General features: G+C 55.6%; 18 protein-coding genes. 13 read left to right on the forward strand and 5 right to left on the reverse strand.

Going from position 1 to position 15,767, the window contains the following annotated elements; all coding sequences use genetic code 11:
• Window position 1: 1 nt before the first annotated feature.
• Window positions 2-349 carry a gamma-glutamylcyclotransferase gene (locus IBT46_RS01505; RefSeq protein WP_200543388.1) on the forward strand — a complete coding sequence of 116 codons (348 nt, stop codon included), beginning with the start codon at window positions 2-4 and terminating at the stop codon, window positions 347-349.
• Between the two features lie 68 nt (window positions 350-417).
• Here the strand turns inward: IBT46_RS01505 and ppa are convergent, their stop codons facing one another.
• Together ppa and fbp are read right to left on the reverse strand one after the other, a co-directional pair.
• Window positions 418-948, reverse strand: a complete 531-nt coding sequence (gene ppa, locus IBT46_RS01510; RefSeq protein ID WP_105592067.1) for an inorganic diphosphatase — start codon at window positions 946-948, stop codon at window positions 418-420.
• Window positions 949-1,098: 150 nt separating this feature from the next.
• Complete coding sequence (gene fbp / locus IBT46_RS01515) at window positions 1,099-2,097, reverse strand: class 1 fructose-bisphosphatase (RefSeq protein ID WP_200543390.1); 999 nt, start codon at window positions 2,095-2,097, stop codon at window positions 1,099-1,101.
• A 166-nt stretch (window positions 2,098-2,263) separates the two neighbouring features.
• Here fbp and mpl point away from each other — a divergent pair, with 166 nt between their 5' ends.
• On the forward strand, window positions 2,264-3,628 hold the full coding sequence (gene mpl, locus IBT46_RS01520) for a UDP-N-acetylmuramate:L-alanyl-gamma-D-glutamyl-meso-diaminopimelate ligase (RefSeq protein ID WP_200543392.1): 1,365 nt from the start codon (window positions 2,264-2,266) through the stop codon (window positions 3,626-3,628).
• 207 nt (window positions 3,629-3,835) lie between these two features.
• Here mpl and yjgA read toward each other — a convergent pair whose 3' ends face one another.
• Window positions 3,836-4,378: a ribosome biogenesis factor YjgA gene (gene yjgA, locus IBT46_RS01525; RefSeq protein WP_200543394.1), complete on the reverse strand. Its 543-nt coding sequence runs from the start codon at window positions 4,376-4,378 to the stop codon at window positions 3,836-3,838.
• A 186-nt stretch (window positions 4,379-4,564) separates the two neighbouring features.
• Here yjgA and pmbA point away from each other — a divergent pair, with 186 nt between their 5' ends.
• The 11 genes from pmbA to IBT46_RS01580 all read left to right on the forward strand — a co-directional run bounded on the left by pmbA (window position 4,565) and on the right by IBT46_RS01580 (window position 14,429).
• A complete protein-coding gene (gene pmbA / locus IBT46_RS01530) occupies window positions 4,565-5,905 on the forward strand; it encodes a metalloprotease PmbA (protein WP_200543396.1) in 1,341 nt (446 codons plus the stop codon).
• Between the two features lie 89 nt (window positions 5,906-5,994).
• Window positions 5,995-6,381, forward strand: a complete 387-nt coding sequence (cybC, locus tag IBT46_RS01535) for a cytochrome b562 (RefSeq protein ID WP_200543398.1) — start codon at window positions 5,995-5,997, stop codon at window positions 6,379-6,381.
• A gap of 348 nt (window positions 6,382-6,729) precedes the next feature.
• A complete protein-coding gene (locus tag IBT46_RS01540) occupies window positions 6,730-7,062 on the forward strand; it encodes a glycine dehydrogenase (protein ID WP_370569368.1) in 333 nt (110 codons plus the stop codon).
• A gap of 91 nt (window positions 7,063-7,153) precedes the next feature.
• A complete protein-coding gene (locus IBT46_RS01545; RefSeq protein ID WP_200543400.1) occupies window positions 7,154-7,513 on the forward strand; it encodes an SFCGS family glycine-rich protein in 360 nt (119 codons plus the stop codon).
• Entirely contained in the window at window positions 7,513-7,812 is a 300-nt protein-coding gene (locus IBT46_RS01550; RefSeq protein WP_105592057.1) for a DUF4312 family protein, read from the forward strand. The genes IBT46_RS01545 and IBT46_RS01550 overlap by 1 nt, the downstream gene beginning before the upstream one ends.
• Window positions 7,813-7,845: 33 nt before the next feature.
• Window positions 7,846-8,622: a DUF4311 domain-containing protein gene (locus tag IBT46_RS01555; protein ID WP_105592056.1), complete on the forward strand. Its 777-nt coding sequence runs from the start codon at window positions 7,846-7,848 to the stop codon at window positions 8,620-8,622.
• Window positions 8,623-8,635: 13 nt separating this feature from the next.
• Complete coding sequence (locus IBT46_RS01560) at window positions 8,636-9,280, forward strand: DUF4310 family protein (protein WP_200543402.1); 645 nt, start codon at window positions 8,636-8,638, stop codon at window positions 9,278-9,280.
• A gap of 45 nt (window positions 9,281-9,325) precedes the next feature.
• Window positions 9,326-10,459: an amidohydrolase/deacetylase family metallohydrolase gene (locus tag IBT46_RS01565; RefSeq protein WP_200543404.1), complete on the forward strand. Its 1,134-nt coding sequence runs from the start codon at window positions 9,326-9,328 to the stop codon at window positions 10,457-10,459.
• A complete protein-coding gene (locus IBT46_RS01570; RefSeq protein ID WP_200543406.1) occupies window positions 10,443-11,564 on the forward strand; it encodes a DgaE family pyridoxal phosphate-dependent ammonia lyase in 1,122 nt (373 codons plus the stop codon). The genes IBT46_RS01565 and IBT46_RS01570 overlap by 17 nt, the downstream gene beginning before the upstream one ends.
• The gene (locus IBT46_RS01575; RefSeq protein ID WP_200543408.1) at window positions 11,561-12,301 is read left to right on the forward strand and encodes a KDGP aldolase family protein; all 741 of its coding nucleotides are present in this window, start codon (window positions 11,561-11,563) and stop codon (window positions 12,299-12,301) included. The genes IBT46_RS01570 and IBT46_RS01575 overlap by 4 nt, the downstream gene beginning before the upstream one ends.
• Window positions 12,302-12,518: 217 nt before the next feature.
• Window positions 12,519-14,429, forward strand: coding sequence for a PRD domain-containing protein (locus IBT46_RS01580; RefSeq protein ID WP_200543410.1), 1,911 nt, complete (start codon window positions 12,519-12,521; stop codon window positions 14,427-14,429).
• 159 nt (window positions 14,430-14,588) lie between these two features.
• Here IBT46_RS01580 and dolP read toward each other — a convergent pair whose 3' ends face one another.
• On the reverse strand, window positions 14,589-15,161 hold the full coding sequence (gene dolP / locus IBT46_RS01585) for a division/outer membrane stress-associated lipid-binding lipoprotein (protein ID WP_200543412.1): 573 nt from the start codon (window positions 15,159-15,161) through the stop codon (window positions 14,589-14,591).
• Window positions 15,162-15,171: 10 nt separating this feature from the next.
• On the reverse strand, window positions 15,172-15,762 hold the full coding sequence (gene diaA, locus IBT46_RS01590) for a DnaA initiator-associating protein DiaA (RefSeq protein WP_105592050.1): 591 nt from the start codon (window positions 15,760-15,762) through the stop codon (window positions 15,172-15,174).
• Between the last annotated feature and the right edge of the window lie 5 nt (window positions 15,763-15,767).

Here is a 15,767-nt window from a genome sequence, read left to right on the forward strand (position 1 = left end):
AATGCGAATAATTGTCTACGGCAGTCTGCGACGCAAGCAAGGTAACAGTCACTGGATGACGAACGGGCAGTGGCTGGGCGATCATCTGATCGACGGCTATGAGCTCTACAGCCTTGGCCATTACCCGGGCGTGGTCCCGGGTGAGGGACAGGTCTATTGTGAAGTTTATCGGATCGATGCCTCAACCCTGGGGGAGCTGGATGCTCTGAGAGAAACCGGCGGGGAGTACAAGCGCGAGCTGCTACAAACCCCGTACGGCAGTGCGTGGCTGTACGTGTATCAGCGTTCCGTCTCAGGCAGAAAGCGCATCGTTAGCGGTGACTGGCTGCAAAGAGAGGACGGTGAATAACCGCTCTTTCCTGAAAACAAAAACACCGCTCAGTGAGCGGTGTTTTTTTACTTTAAAGCGCGCAATAATTACTTCTTAGCAGCACGCTCGAAAGAAGAGACGATCTCAGCTTTAGCGGCTTCAACGCCTTCCCAACCGTCAACTTTAACCCATTTGCCTTTTTCCAGCGCTTTATACTGCTCGAAGAAGTGGGTGATCTGGCCGCGCAGCAGCTCAGGCAGGTCGTTCACATCCTGGATGTGCTCGTATTCTTTGCTCAGCTTGCTGTGTGGTACTGCAACAACTTTGGCATCTTCACCAGACTCGTCGGTCATTTTCAGCACGCCAACCGGACGGCAGCGAATCACTGAACCAGGCTGCAGTGGGTACGGGGTCGGTACCAGCACGTCAACCGGGTCCCCATCCAGAGATAGGGTGTTGTTGATGTAGCCGTAGTTGCACGGATAGAACATTGCTGTCGCCATAAAGCGGTCAACGAACAGAGCGCCAGACTCTTTGTCTACTTCGTATTTGATCGGAGAGGCGTTAGCCGGGATCTCAATAACAACGTAGATATCGTCTGGCAGGTCTTTGCCCGCAGGCACATGGTTCAGGCTCATTCTGAGTTCCTTAAATCATATTAGGTTGAGTGCCGGCTATTATAGCCAGGTCAACTTTAAAGTCCTGCCCTTTTTCAGCGTTTAAGAATACGTCGGAGCAATAGCAGACTGTTCCGAGCAGGGCGGTCGTCTGACCGCCCTGCTTAACCGTTAGTTATCCGGGAATTCACGCAGGAAACGTTCGGTATCATCCACCATATGGTCGTTGCCGACGAAGAACGGTGAACGCTGGTGCAGCGTTTCTGGAATCAGATCCAGAATGCGGTTTTTACCGTCGCTGGCCTTGCCGCCCGCCTGTTCAGCGAGGAAGGCCATCGGGTTGCACTCATACAGCAGGCGCAGCTTGCCTTTCGGGTGGCTGGCCGTGCTTGGGTACAGATAAATTCCGCCTTTCAGCAGGTTGCGGTGGAAGTCCGCCACCAGAGAACCGATATAGCGCGAGGTGTAAGGACGGTGGGTATCCAGATCCTCTTCCTGACAGAACTTGAGGTACTTCTTCACGCCCTGTGGGAATTTAATGTAGTTACCTTCGTTAATGGAGTAGGTGTAACCCTTCTCCGGGAAGGTCATTTTTTCCGCGCTGAGGCAGAATACGCCCAGTGACGGATCGTAGGTAAAGGCGTGAACGCCATAGCCGGTGGTGTACACCAGCATGGTGGACGAACCGTAAACCACGTAGCCTGCTGCGACCTGCTGGCTACCCGGCTGCAGGAAGTCTTCTTCGGTTACCGGCGTACCCGGAGGGGTAATACGGCGGTAAATAGAGAAGATGGTTCCGACGGAAACGTTTACATCGATATTTGAAGAACCGTCGAGAGGGTCCATCAGGACCACGTACTTACCGTTTTCCACACCTTCAAAGATAACGATCTCGTCTTCTTCTTCAGATGCGATACCGGCAACGATACCCCTGGCCTTCAGTGCGGCTTTCAGTTTTTCGTTCGCGTACAGATCGAGCTTCATTTGTTGCTCGCCCTGCACATTTTCAGCGCCGCTTGCGCCAAGAATATCAACCAGGCCTGCTTTGTTGATATCGCGGTGGATGATTTTTGCGCCCAGCTTGATCGCGGAGATCAATGAGGTCAGTTCACCCGTTGCGTGCGGAAAGTCGTGTTGCTTCTCGACGATAAATTCGCCTAACGTTTTCATAACACAATCCCTGAATCTGCGGTTGAGTAGCAGCCTGTTTTACAAACTGCAACGTATGCGTACGCAGTTTAGCCGATTGAACGGTAAAGAACATAGGGTAAATCCGTTTCTTCCGCACGATGGGGGCGTTACACTGTGCGACGAACTAATAAGGAACAGACCTTCTATGCGTATTCACATTCTCGGTATCTGTGGCACCTTCATGGGCGGCCTGGCGATGCTGGCCCGTTCGCTGGGGCACGACGTCACCGGCTCTGATGCTAACGTCTATCCGCCAATGAGCACACTGCTGGAGAAGCAGGGCATTGATTTAATTCAGGGTTATGATGCATCACAGCTCGATCCGGCACCGGATCTGGTGATCATCGGCAACGCGATGAGCCGGGGAAATCCCTGTGTTGAAGCGGTGCTGGAACGTAATATTCCGTACCTGTCCGGACCTCAGTGGCTGCATGATTTTGTGCTGCGTGACCGCTGGGTCATTGCGGTAGCAGGAACCCACGGAAAAACCACCACGGCGGGCATGACAGCGTGGATTTTACAGGCCTGCGGCTATGAACCGGGCTTTGTGATCGGTGGGGTGCCGGGCAATTTTGAAGTTTCTGCAAATTTAGGAAAAAGCCCATTTTTTGTTATTGAAGCGGACGAGTACGACTGTGCGTTTTTTGACAAGCGATCTAAATTTGTTCACTACTGCCCGCGCACGCTGATCCTCAACAACCTCGAATTCGATCATGCGGACATCTTTGACGATCTGCGGGCGATCCAAAAGCAGTTCCATCATCTGGTGCGCATCGTGCCGGGTCAGGGGAAAATCATCCTGCCGGAGAACGATGCCAATCTGAAGCAGGTGATGGCGATGGGCTGCTGGAGCGAGCAGGAAATCGTCGGTGATAACGGCCACTGGCAGGTGAAAAAACTGACGCCGGACGCTTCCCACTGGGAAGTCTATCTGGACGGTGAACGCGTTGCTGAGGTGAACTGGTCGCTGGTGGGCGAGCACAACATGCATAACGGCATGATGGCAATTGCCGCTGCGCGACACGTCGGCGTGAAACCGGAAGATGCCGGCCGCGCGCTTAACGACTTTATCAACGCCCGTCGCCGCCTGGAACTGCGTGGTGAAAGCAACGGCGTTAAAGTCTATGACGATTTTGCCCATCACCCTACGGCGATCCTTGCTACGCTGGCGGCGCTGCGCAGCAAGGTTGGCGGTACCGCACGCATTCTCGCCGTGCTGGAGCCGCGTTCCAACACCATGAAAATGGGTATCAGCAAGGACGATCTGGCTCCGGCGCTCGGCCGTGCCGACGAAGTATTCCTCTTCCAGCCGCACCACATTCCGTGGCAGGTAGTTGAAGTGGCAGAGGCCTGCGTGCAGCCTGCGCAGTGGAGCGCGGATGTCGATACGCTGGTTGAGATGATTGCCAAAAAAGCTCAGCCGGGCGACTACATCCTGGTCATGAGTAACGGCGGATTTGGCGGTATTCACCAGAAGCTGCTGGATCGTCTGGCTAAAGTGGAAAAGTAACCCGGGGGGACGGTCGCATTGCGAAAGCAACGGGCCGGAGTCCGTAAACGCGTTTGTAGCCCGTGTCGGGTTCATCAGCGGGACACCGGTGCCGCTGAGTTAAATCGCGAAGCACAGCCTGAAAGGGATTGGTTAAGGTGGGGCGGGAAACGCTGCGCCTGGAGATATCAGGACAGGGTGCACGAGTTGCATCCCTGTCCATACCGTTTACGCTTCGGCCAGCTCGCGCAAATACTGGAAGATTTGACGATAGGCTTTAGGCGGCTTGTTATCCGCTTTCTCTTTCTGCGCGTTACGAATCATCGTGCGCAGCTGCTGGCGGTCCGCATCCGGGTACAGGTTCAGCACATCCGGTACGGCATCATCGCCTTTCTCAACCAGTCGATCGCGCAGCACTTCCAGTTTATGGAACAGCGCAACCTGCTGGTTGTGGCGATTTTTCAGCTTGTCCAGCGCGGTGCGGATCGGTTCTTCATCGCGTGAGCGCAGCATCTTGCCGATCAGCTGCAGCTGACGGCGACGGCCCTCTTTTTTGATCTTCTGCGCCAGTTCGATTGCGGCGCGCAGATCTTCATCCAGCGGGATACGGTCCAGGGAGTTTTTCCCCAGCTCTACCAGCTCGGCACCGAGGCGTTTCAGCTCTTCGGCGTCGCGTTTAATTTCACTTTTACTGACCCAGATAATCTCTTCGTCTTCTTCTTCTTCGTTATCGGGTACGTCATCGAGCCAGTCTTCGGGCTGCTTGGTCATGGTTAGGCTCCAGAAAAAGAGGCTAATGCTATCAGGAAACGCCGGCTACTGCGAAATTGTTCTCTGAGTCTGTTAGACTCAAATTAACCCTTATCACCCATGCGCGGTTTTGCAGGTGGTTTAAAGCTCAGGATATGAACGAGTTAGGCCACAGGGAAACCGCACTGTTAATTATACGGCAGGTCGATGAAATTACTCTCCCAAGTTGCAGAACAGCGAAAAATCCTGGAACAGGCGGTCGCGACGGCACTCGAACTGGCAAAAGCCGGTTCTGATGGGGCGGAAGTCGCGGTAAGCAAAACTACCGGCATCAGCGTGAGCACGCGCTATGGTGAAGTGGAAAACGTTGAATTCAACAGCGACGGTGCGCTGGGCATTACCGTTTATCATCAGAATTGCAAAGGTAGCGCCTCATCGACCGACCTTAGCCCTGAAGCGATTAAACGCACCGTTCAGGCGGCGATCGATATCGCCCGTTACACTTCGGCTGACCCGTATGCGGGCGTTGCCGACCGCGATCTGCTGGCGTTTGAGGCGCCGGATCTGGATCTGTTCCACCCCGCCGAGATCGATGCGGATCGCGCTATTGAGCTGGCCGCTCGTGCGGAACAGGCTTCCCTGAACGTCGACAAACGTATTACCAATACCGAAGGTGGCAGCTTCAACAGCCACGTGGGCATTAAAGTCTTTGGCAACAGCCACGGCATGCTGCAGGGCTACTGCTCCAGCCGCCACTCCCTTTCCAGCTGCGTGATTGCCGAAGAGAACGGCGATATGGAGCGTGATTACGCTTACACCATCGGACGGGCGATTACCGATCTGAGTTCACCGGAATCCGTTGGTGAAGAGTGCGCCCGCCGGACGCTGTCGCGCCTGTCTCCACGCAAACTTTCCACCATGAAAGCGCCGGTGCTGTTCGCCGCCGAAGTGGCGACCGGCTTGTTTGGTCACCTGGTCGGGGCAATCAGCGGCGGCAGCGTCTACCGTAAATCGACCTTCCTGCTGGACTCGCTCGGCCAGCAGATCCTGCCGGACTGGCTGACGATCCAGGAACAGCCGCATTTGCTGAAAGGGCTGGCCTCCACGCCGTTCGACAGCGAAGGTATTCGTACTCAGCAGCGCGACATCATCAAAGACGGCGTGCTGCAAACCTGGCTGCTGACCAGTTACTCCGCGCGCAAACTGGGGCTGAAAAGCACCGGCCATGCGGGCGGTATTCACAACTGGCGTATTGCCGGGCAGGGCCACAATTTTGAGCAGATGCTGAAGCAGCTGGGCACCGGTCTGCTGGTAACCGAGCTGATGGGGCAGGCGGTGAGCGGCATCACCGGTGACTACTCGCGCGGTGCCTCGGGCTTCTGGGTTGAAAACGGCGTGATTCAGTATCCGGTCAGTGAAATTACCATCGCCGGCAATTTAAAAGATATGTGGCGCAATATGGTCAGCGTCGGTAGCGATATTGAAACCCGCAGCAATATTCAGTGCGGTTCCGTTTTGTTACCAGAAATGAATATTGCCGGACAATAATTTAACAATTTACGCGTAATATAGAAGGCGACTGCAAAGTCGCCTTTTTTTTTGCAGCATGATACCCGTTTATAAAAATAGGATCTGATATGCGTAAATTATTGATTGCAATGTTGAGCTCTGCCCTGTTGTGCACCGCCACCCCGCTGCTGGCGCAGGATCTTGAAGGTGACATGGACGTTTTGAAAGGTGCCTTACGGACGGTACAGAAAACCGATGATAAGGCAGAGATGGTTCGTGCCTTAAGCGATATGCGCACCGCTGCCAGCGATGCGAAAACCCGTACCCCGGATAAGCTGGAGGGCCAGCCCGCCGACAGCGCGCAGGTGAAGGACTATCATGCCGAACTGGATAAGCTGATTGGCCAGATTGACGATAGCCTGAAACTGGCGAATGCCGGCGATTTAGCCGGAGCAAAGGAACAGGCGAAGCAATTTGCCGCAACCCGTGACGAAGGCCATAAGAAATTTCGCTAATCGCTGGCGTTATTCACCATCGTAAATAAAAACAGGGCCCCGCAGTGGGCCTTTTTTCCGCCATAAGTTTTTCTTCTTCTTTTACTAAAGTCTTCCCACGAACGTGTCGCTTTTATTCCTGTAACGCATGGATTGCGCAGCGGATTACTGATAATGCGCCGTAATTTTCATACTTAAATTAAAAATGCACGAATTAATGTTTTTGCGAGCCGGATCGCTCTTGTTGGCATTATTTCCGTTTCGAAGTGGAAAAAGTCGTTCTCCACAGAAAAGCGCTCCGGCGGTACTTTATTCGCATCAGCAAAAAGGTTTCTGGTATTAGCCGAAACGTAACACAGGGGGATCGATGTGAGTAATGGAACGTTGTCGGCCACAGAACGCAGCGACGAAATTCAGGCTTTAGCAGAGCAGGTGATGGTACAGATTGGCGGACTGTTTGCAGAGCGCGCCATTGTGCCTAACGCGGTTCAGCAGCAGATGCTGACTTCGCACGTTAAGGCGATGGCACTGCGCTCGCTCACCGGCGAACCGCTGCCGGAGGTGGAAGCAGAACTGTTTGAAGATATTTCAGCAGAGTCGATGACGCTGGCGCAGCAGGTGGTGGATCTGTTTGGCAACCTGCCCAAAGAGGAAGCCTGGCTCCTCTCCGTACATTTTGAAGTGGCGAAAGAAAACGCCTGATAAGCCCGGTTTGCTTGTCATTTTTGGGTTGGGAAACTGACTGCACCACCGAGGTTACGCGTAGTAACTCATTCAATTTAAGGAACACAGCATGTCTCAAATTATTGTAGTGATCGGCGATCGTTTAGGTAAAGGCCAGAAAGTTGCTGCGGGCGTCGAGAAAGCCGGCGGTAAAGCCATTGTGGTACCGGGCGTAGCGGCAGATATGAAGCTGGGCGACGTGATGAAAGCGGAAAATGCCACCTTCGGCATCTCGTTCTGCGGCAGCGGCGGTGCCGGTGCGATCACCGCGCAGACCAAGTATGGCTATAAAGCGAAATACGGCATGCGTTCCGTAGATGAGGGCGTTACCGCCATCAACGAGGGGGCGAACGTGCTGGGCTTCGGCTTTATGGATAAAGAAGAGCTGGGCGAGCGTCTTGTTCTGGCCTGGCAGAAGAAGCACGGCTGATGAAAGAGCAATTCACCACGACGGTGACCGTCAGCGGTAAAGGCGACAGCAAGGGCAAAGCCTTTGCTGATGCCCTCAGCCGGGTACAAAACACGGTACTGAAATCCACCAGCAAAATCCTGCTGCGCATTGAACCGGTTGATGTTCAGGTGCTGCGGGCCACGCAGAGCGTTAAAACCGAGAAGTTTTTGTTCTTCTTCCTCGCGCGCGAACGACGGCTGTACAGCGTGGATCTGGCGATTACCGTCAATGTCTCGGTGATTGATGCCGAGCAGGTGGATTTCTCCTCGAAAAGCTAAAAACGTTGGGCAATAAAACTAAAGGAAAAGCTAATGTTTTTAATCATTTTATTTAAATCGCTGATTATCGGCGGGCTGGTTGGGGTCGGCGTTGGTGCCGGTGCCGCCCGCATGTTTCACGCCCCGACGTCTCAGGGAATGGGCGCATTTCGTACACTGGGTGAGCTGAACTCCTGTGAAGGCGATCCGGCCTCTCACTTCTCGTTCGGACTGGGCTTCTTCTTTAACGCCTGGGCGTCATCGGTTGCCGCCGGCTCCTTCACCCAGGACGTGGACCACCGCATTATCCCGAACTGGGGGGCGGCCGCGCTGATGGTGAAGAACCGCAACGTGGCGGAAACGCTGCATAACCCGAAAAAAATGGCAATTGCCTGCGGCATCATCGGCATGATCGTCGTCGCTTTCCTCAATTCGACCGCCTCAGCCGTACCGGCAGCGCTACAGGTCACGGCGGTTAAAGTACTGGTTCCGGCCGCAAACCTGCTGGTGAACACCGTCATGCCGGTGATCTTCTGGCTGGCGGCAATCGATGCCGGTAAGAAATCCGGTTTCTGGGCAACCATTTTCGGCGGCCTGGCGCAGCTGATCATGGGCAACGCCGTTCCGGGCCTGGTGCTGGGTATCTTGATTGGTAAAGGGGTGGAAGAGGCGGGCTGGAACCGCGTCACCAAAGTGATGATGGTCGCCATTGTGCTGCTGTTCGTGCTGAGCGGTTTCTTCCGTGGTTTCGATATGAAGATGCTGGAATCCTTCCAGCTCGGCGTACCGGGCTGGCTGGAGATGATCCACAACTCCCTGAGCGGCAAATAAGAGGACGATGGCAATGGAAGAGTCAAAACGCGGTTTTTGGTACGACGACTGGTCATTCCCGATCTTTGTCGGCCTGCTTTCTGCCGGGGTGTTCGCCGGTACACACATGTATTACGTCTATGGCCTGGGTGCCTTTAACGAAGTGGCCTTTGTTTCGATGCTGCGTTCGGGCATGGAAACCGGCGTTTATGGTGCGGTAGCGGCCTTTGGTGCCAGCTTCCTGTTTGCCCGCATCATTGAAGGCTCGCTGGTGGGGATTCTTGATATCGGCGGCGCGATCCAGACAGGTATTGGCCTGGGTGTTCCCGCGCTACTGCTGGGTGCGGGCTTCGTTTTCCCCGTAGCGAACTTTGCCGCTTCACTGGCCACCGGGTTAATACTCGGTCTGGCGGTGGGCTACGTCATTATTCTGGCACGTAAATTCACCATCAATAACAGCGACTCCACCTACGGTGCGGATGTGATGATGGGCGCGGGTAATACCTCAGGTCGCTTCCTCGGGCCGTTGATTATCCTCTCCGCGATGACCGCATCGATTCCGATTGGTCTGGGTTCGCTGGTGGGTTCACTGCTGTTTTACCTTTGGGGTAAACCGATTACCGGCGGGGCTATTCTCGGTGCGATGGTGCTGGGTGCCATCTTCCCGATCGCCCTGTAATCACTCAACGTGGCGGCCAGCGCCGCCACGATCCGGAGGTTCACCATGTATGACCTGATTATCCGCAATGCCCGCCTCAGCGGCGGTTCGTTAAGCGATGTGGCGTTACAGGCGGGGAAAATTGCCGCCGTGGGCGCCGTCACCGGCCCGGCAGCGCGGGAGTGGGATCTGGCCGGGCGCTACTGGCTGAGCGCGGGCTGGATTGATTCACACGTCCACTGCTATCCCAAATCACCGATCTACCACGATGAAGCCGATCGCATCGGCGTTGATACCGGTGTCACCACGGTGATCGATGCGGGCAGCACCGGTGCCGACGACGTGGATGATTTCTGGCAGCTCACGCGCGACTGCACCACCCGCGTTTATGCGCTGCTGAACATCGCTCGCAGCGGCATCCTGACCCAGAACGAGCTGGCCGATATGGCGAGGATCGATGGCCCGGCGCTGAAAGCCGCATTACAGCGGCGCCCGGACTTTATCGTCGGCCTGAAGGCGCGCATCAGCAGCAGCGTGGTTGAGCAAAACGGCATTAAACCGCTGGAGCGGGCCAAAGCGCTGCAAAAAGAGAACGGCGATCTGCCTCTGATGGTTCACATCGGCAATAACCCACCGAATCTGGATGAAATTGCCGATCTGCTGACTTCCGGCGACATCATTACCCACTGCTATAACGGCAAGCCCAACCGCATTCTGACGCCGGAAGGCCAGCTGCGGGCGTCGGTCAGCCGGGCGATCCAGCGCGGCGTGCGGCTGGATGTGGGGCACGGCACCGCCAGCTTCAGCTTTGAGGTGGCGCGGGTAGCCATTGCTCAGGGCATTCTGCCGCAGACCATCAGTTCCGATATTTACTGCCGTAACCGCATTAACGGCCCGGTACACAGCCTGGCGCACGTGATGTCGAAGTTCCTGCACGTCGGCATGACGCTGCCGCAGGTGATCGACTGCGTGACCGTTCACGCCGCAGACGGACTGAAGCTTCAGGGCAAAGGTCGTCTGGAAGTGGGATGCGATGCCGATCTGACCATTTTTGACCTGCAGCAGCAGCCGTGCGTGTTTACCGACTCTGACGGCCACACGCTGGCTGGTGAAACGCAGCTGGTACCGCTTGCCGCGATGGTAGGCGGGCAGGGATTCCTCACCGATGAAGGGAAAAAACGTAATGACTTCAGTTTATGAGAAATATGGCCTGAAACAGGTGATTAATGCCTCGGGCCGCATGACCATTCTGGGTGTTTCCACCCCGGCGGCAGACGTGGTGGAGACGGTAAAATACGGTCTTAACCACTACTTTGAGATGAAAGACCTGGTCAACAAAACCGGCGCGTACATCGCCGGGCTGCTGAACTGCGAAGCGGCGGTAGTGGTTTCCTGCGCCTCCGCCGGTATTGCGCAGTCCGTGGCTGGCGTGATCGTTAAGGACAACGACTGGCTGCTGGAAAACCTGCACGCCGCGCCGCTGAACGTGCCGCACGATATTGTGCTGCCAAAAGGTCACAACGTGAACTTCGGTGCGCCGGTCGGCACCATGGTGACGCTGGGCGGCGGTCGTCTGGTTGAAGCGGGTTACGCCAATGAATGCTCACCGGAGCAGCTGTCGGCGGCGGTCACGCCAGACACGGCGGCGATCCTCTATATCAAATCTCACCACAGCGTGCAGAAAAGCCATTTGAGCGTGGAACAGGCCGTGGCCGTGGCACGCAAGCACGGTGTTCCACTGATTGTGGATGCCGCAGCGGAAGAGGATCTGCTGGCCTACACCGTGCTGGGTGCGGATCTGGTGATCTACAGCGGTGCTAAAGCGATCGAAGGCCCAACCAGCGGGCTGGTGATCGGCAAAAAGCAGCAGGTTGAGTGGGTTAAGCGCCAGTCGCTGGGCATTGGCCGGGCGATGAAGGTGGGTAAAGAGGGCATTCTTGGCCTGACCCAGGCGATTGAAAACTATCTGGTGCAGGAAAAAACCAGCGGCGCGCAGATGGTTGAGAAAATGACGCCGTTTATCACCAATCTCAACGGCCTGAATGGCATTCAGGCGCGCGTGGTGTGGGATGCCGCCGGGCGCGATATTGCCCGTGCGGAAATCCACTTCGATGAGTCGTGCATCGGCATGAGCACCGGCGAGATGGTACAGGCGCTGAAGACCGGTGAGCAGGCGATCTATTTCCGTGGCTATAAGGCCAACGAAGGTATTGTTGAAGTTGACGTACGCAGCGTCTCCGCCGGGCAGCTGCACCAGATTTTTACCGCTATTCAGGATTTATTAGCCAGGGGAAAACAGGCATGAAACTGACACCAAAATTCTATCGTGACCGCGTATGTCTTAACGTACTGGCCGGTTCTAAACAGAACGCCCGTGATATCTGGGAAGCCGCTGAAGGCCACGTGCTGGTCGGCGTCCTGTCAAAAAACTACGACAGCGTGGACAGCGCGGTAAAAGATATGCGCGAGTATGCGGCGCTGATCGACAACGCGCTTTCCGTCGGGCTGGGCGCGGGCGATCCGAACCAGTCAGCGATGGTTAGTGCGATTTCGGCACAGGTTCAGCCGCAGCACGTGAACCAGGTGTTCACCGGCGTGGGTACCAGCCGCGCACTGCTGGGCCAGACGGAAACCGTGGTCAACGGTCTGGCATCGCCAACCGGGCGTCCCGGTATGGTAAAAATCTCTACCGGTCCGCTGAGCTGCAAAGCGGAAGACGGCATTGTGCCGGTCGCTACGGCGATCGCGATGCTGAAAGATATGGGCGGCAGCTCGGTCAAGTTCTTCCCGATGGATAAGATGGTGGATATTAACGAGTTCCGCGCGCTGGCCGAAGCCTGCGCCGCGAACGACTTTTGGCTGGAGCCAACCGGCGGCATCGATCTGAACAACTACGAGACGATCCTGCGCATTGCGCTGGATGCCGGGGTAAGCAAAGTGATTCCGCACATCTACAGCTCGATCATTGATAAAGCCACCGGGCTGACCCGTCCGGCGGATGTCGCCACGCTGATGGCGATCACCCGCAAAGTGATGGCGTAAGCCGGATTTCCCGCCGTTGGACGATCGTTTTGATCATACAACGGCGGGGAAAAATCTATTCTTTCCGAAACAAAATCTCGCACTTTTTGAATAAATTGCGATATCTGTCAAATGAAAATTGGCAGAGGCTGCTACGCTATTTTTTCGGCGCGAATAAAGGTAGGCTGAGTATAAAAACAACCCATAAAACGCTTCAATTTGATGATAATGGTACCCCGTGAGATTCCCCAACCAACGACTGGCACAGCTGTTTGACCTTCTGCAAAATGAAATCCTGCCGCAGGATGAACTGGCGCGCCGACTGGCCGTTTCCACCCGCACTGTACGCACCGACGTTACCGCCCTCAATGAACTGCTGGCCGACCACGGCGCCAGTTTTGTCCTTAGTCGCGGCGAAGGCTACCAGTTAAAGATTGATGATGCCGGGCGCTATGACCGCCTGCTGCAACAGTCAACATCGAGCCTGCGTGTGCCGCGAACCTCAACGGAACGGGTCCATTACCTGTTAATCCGTTTTCTGACCTCGGCTTTTTCCCTCAAGCTGGAAGACCTGGCAGATGAATGGTTTGTCAGCCGCACCACGCTGCAAGGTGATATGGCAGAGGTGAGAGAATGGCTAAGCCGTTACGGCCTGGAGATTGAAACCCGGCCACGTTACGGCATGAAGCTGTTCGGCAGTGAAGCGGCGATGCGTACCTGCCTGACCGATCTGCTCTATCAGCTGGCGCAGGAGGATGCCGACAGCCCGTTGCTAAAGCTGGAAGCGCTGAACCGGGGTATGCTGACCACGCTGCAACCGATGCTGCTGGATTGCCTGTCGCGCTTTAATATTCGCCTGGCCGACGATGCCGAGTTGTATCTGCGCCTCTACTGCGCGGTGGCGGTGCGCCGCATCGCCGAGGGTTATCCGCTGTCTGATTTTATTGCCGCAGACGTCGCCGACGACGTGCGCGACGCAGCTCGCCACATTATTAACCTGATGCGACCGATTACCGGTAAAAGTATCTCTCCGGCGGAAGAGGCCTGGCTACAGGTGCATATTGCCGCCAGGCGCATTGAAGAATCCGCACCCAGCGCCATCAGCCCGGACGATGGCGAATCGCTGGTGGATTACATCCTCAACTACATCAACAGCCATTACGGTTTTAATCTGCAAAACGACCCGCAGCTGCGTGCCGATCTGCTGACGCATATTAAAACCATGATTACCCGGGTGCGCTACCAGATTAATATCCCCAATCCGCTGCTGGCGAATATCAAACAGCACTATCCGATGGCGTACGATGTCACGCTGGCGGCGGTCTCCAGCTGGGGTAAATATACCCCCTATGCCATCAGCGAAAACGAAGTGGGATTCCTGGTGCTGCATATCGGCGTCGGGCTGGAGCGCCACTATAACGTTGGCTATCAGCGCTATCCGCTGGTGCTGCTGGTCTGCGATACCGGCAATTCGACGGTACGGATGATCCAGGCGATGCTGATGCGTAAATACCCGCAGATTGAAGTGCGCCGCATCATTTCCCTGCGTGAATACGAGCAGCTGGCAGGCGTGGAAGAAGACTTCGTGATTTCCACCGCACGGCTCAGCGATAAAGATAAGCCGGTGGTGGTGATGTCGCCGTTCCCCACCGATTTTCAGCTCGAACAGCTGGGCAAGCAGGTGCTGCTGGATCGCACCCGTCCTTACATGCTGGAGAAGTTTTTTGACGCCAGCCACTTCTGCATTATCGATCGTGAGATCGAGCGTTCCGAGCTGTTCCGCCAGCTGTGCGATCGGCTGGAGAATGAAGGGATCGTCGACGAGACATTTTACCCGTCTGTCGAGGAGCGTGAGGCGATTGTCAGCACCATGCTGGGTGAGGGGATTGCGCTGCCGCACTCTCTTGGCCTGCTATCGAAGAAGACCTGCGTTTATACGGTGCTGGCTCCACAGGGGATTAAATGGGGCGATGAAACCGCCTATGTCATTTTCCTGCTGGCGATCAGCAAAAGTGAGTATGAAGAGGCGATGGCGATCTACGATCTGTTCGTGACGTTTATGCGTGAACGTGCAATGACGCGGCTGCGGGACAGCAAGGATTTTGACAGTTTTAAAGCGGTGGCGATGGACTGTTTGAGCCGCTTGTAGAAAAAGCGGGAAGGGCAGGAATTTGCCACCCGCCAGCGGGTGAACGACAGATTGTCACGCTGAATCCGCTGAACGGCAGAGCCCGGAGGGTTCCAGAGTCGTGCTATGAAAACTGCGGCGGGTTCCTTCCCGCCTTCAATCACGTTCTCAATACGGACTTTACTTCAGAATCGTAAATGCCGTGGTCACGTGCTTAACGCCGCTCACCCGGCTGGCGATATCCGCTGCCGCTTTTGCTTCTTCGTTCGTCACCAGACCCAGCAGGAACACCTCGCCGTTCTCAGTGGTCACCTTCACGTTAGATGATTTTACCTGGTCGCTGCCCAGCAGCTGAGAACGCACTTTGGTGGTGATCCAGGTATCGGAAGAAGCGGTGCCAAAGCTGACTTTATTGCCGGTACGGATCTCGTTATAGACCTCGGTTGCGCCATCAACGCCTACGGCGATCTGTTTAGCCCGCGTGGCCAGCTCTGCGTTTGGCGACTGGCCGGTCAGCAGCACTTTGCCCTGGTAAGCGGTGGCTACGATATGGGTGTTCTGTTTGATCTGTTCATCTTTCGACAGCGCATTGCTGACGCGCAGTTCCAGCGTGCCGTCATCCACCTGAGTACCAACGGTACGCGGGTCCGTGGCGCTCTTAGTCGCGACGGCGGCGCTACCCACGACTGCGGCGACGCAGCCCTGTAACATCAATGCGGTGAGAATAACTGCCGTTGCAGATAATGCCTTCATTTAAGCTCCTTTAGACATCCTGGTGGGGAAATAAAGTGTTATCTATCAAATCGCACAGGCAATTCACGGTCAGCATATGCATCTCCTGAATCCTGGCGCTGCGATGCGAGGGAATACGGATCTCCACATCCTGCGGGCCCAGTAAACCGGCGAGCTCTCCGCCATCGTAACCGGTAAGCGCGATGATAGTCATATCGCGCGTTACCGCGGCTTCTACTGCTTTCACGATATCGCGGCTGTTGCCGCGGGTTGAAATGGCCAGCAGGATGTCCCCTGCATGGCCCAGTGCACGAACCTGCTTGGCGTAAATCTCGTCGTGCAGACGATCGTTACCAATCGCCGTTAGCAGCACATTATCGGCGCTGAGGGCAATTGCAGGCAGGCTCGGGCGTTCGGTCTCAAAACGGTTGATCATACTGGCAGCAAAATGCTGGGCATTGGCACTGGAGGTTCCGTTGCCACAACTCAGGATTTTGTTCCCATTCAACAGCGACTGCACGATGGTCATCGCAGCGCGGGAAATCGCATCGGGAAGCGCTTCCGCTGCGGCGATTTGTGTTTGAATACTCTCAGTAAAACAGACTTTAATTCTTTCCAGCACGTCAT

Origin of the sequence: Erwinia sp. S38, assembly GCF_016624545.1 — a bacterium.
Classification (GTDB): Bacteria; Pseudomonadota; Gammaproteobacteria; order Enterobacterales; family Enterobacteriaceae; genus Erwinia; species Erwinia coffeiphila.

Excerpts from the sequence above, each read along its gene's own strand:
- IBT46_RS01550 (WP_105592057.1), top strand. The coding sequence starts at position 7,513 with ATGAAAGAGCAATTCACCACGACGGTGACCGTCAGCGGTAAAGGCGAC.
- fbp (WP_200543390.1), bottom strand. The coding sequence starts at position 2,097 with ATGAAAACGTTAGGCGAATTTATCGTCGAGAAGCAACACGACTTTCCG.
- IBT46_RS01555 (WP_105592056.1), top strand. The coding sequence starts at position 7,846 with ATGTTTTTAATCATTTTATTTAAATCGCTGATTATCGGCGGGCTGGTT.
- IBT46_RS01505 (WP_200543388.1), top strand. The coding sequence starts at position 2 with ATGCGAATAATTGTCTACGGCAGTCTGCGACGCAAGCAAGGTAACAGT.
- IBT46_RS01560 (WP_200543402.1), top strand. The coding sequence starts at position 8,636 with ATGGAAGAGTCAAAACGCGGTTTTTGGTACGACGACTGGTCATTCCCG.
- dolP (WP_200543412.1), bottom strand. The coding sequence starts at position 15,161 with ATGAAGGCATTATCTGCAACGGCAGTTATTCTCACCGCATTGATGTTA.
- ppa (WP_105592067.1), bottom strand. The coding sequence starts at position 948 with ATGAGCCTGAACCATGTGCCTGCGGGCAAAGACCTGCCAGACGATATC.
- IBT46_RS01575 (WP_200543408.1), top strand. The coding sequence starts at position 11,561 with ATGAAACTGACACCAAAATTCTATCGTGACCGCGTATGTCTTAACGTA.
- IBT46_RS01565 (WP_200543404.1), top strand. The coding sequence starts at position 9,326 with ATGTATGACCTGATTATCCGCAATGCCCGCCTCAGCGGCGGTTCGTTA.
- IBT46_RS01570 (WP_200543406.1), top strand. The coding sequence starts at position 10,443 with ATGACTTCAGTTTATGAGAAATATGGCCTGAAACAGGTGATTAATGCC.
- cybC (WP_200543398.1), top strand. The coding sequence starts at position 5,995 with ATGCGTAAATTATTGATTGCAATGTTGAGCTCTGCCCTGTTGTGCACC.
- pmbA (WP_200543396.1), top strand. The coding sequence starts at position 4,565 with ATGAAATTACTCTCCCAAGTTGCAGAACAGCGAAAAATCCTGGAACAG.
- IBT46_RS01545 (WP_200543400.1), top strand. The coding sequence starts at position 7,154 with ATGTCTCAAATTATTGTAGTGATCGGCGATCGTTTAGGTAAAGGCCAG.
- mpl (WP_200543392.1), top strand. The coding sequence starts at position 2,264 with ATGCGTATTCACATTCTCGGTATCTGTGGCACCTTCATGGGCGGCCTG.
- yjgA (WP_200543394.1), bottom strand. The coding sequence starts at position 4,378 with ATGACCAAGCAGCCCGAAGACTGGCTCGATGACGTACCCGATAACGAA.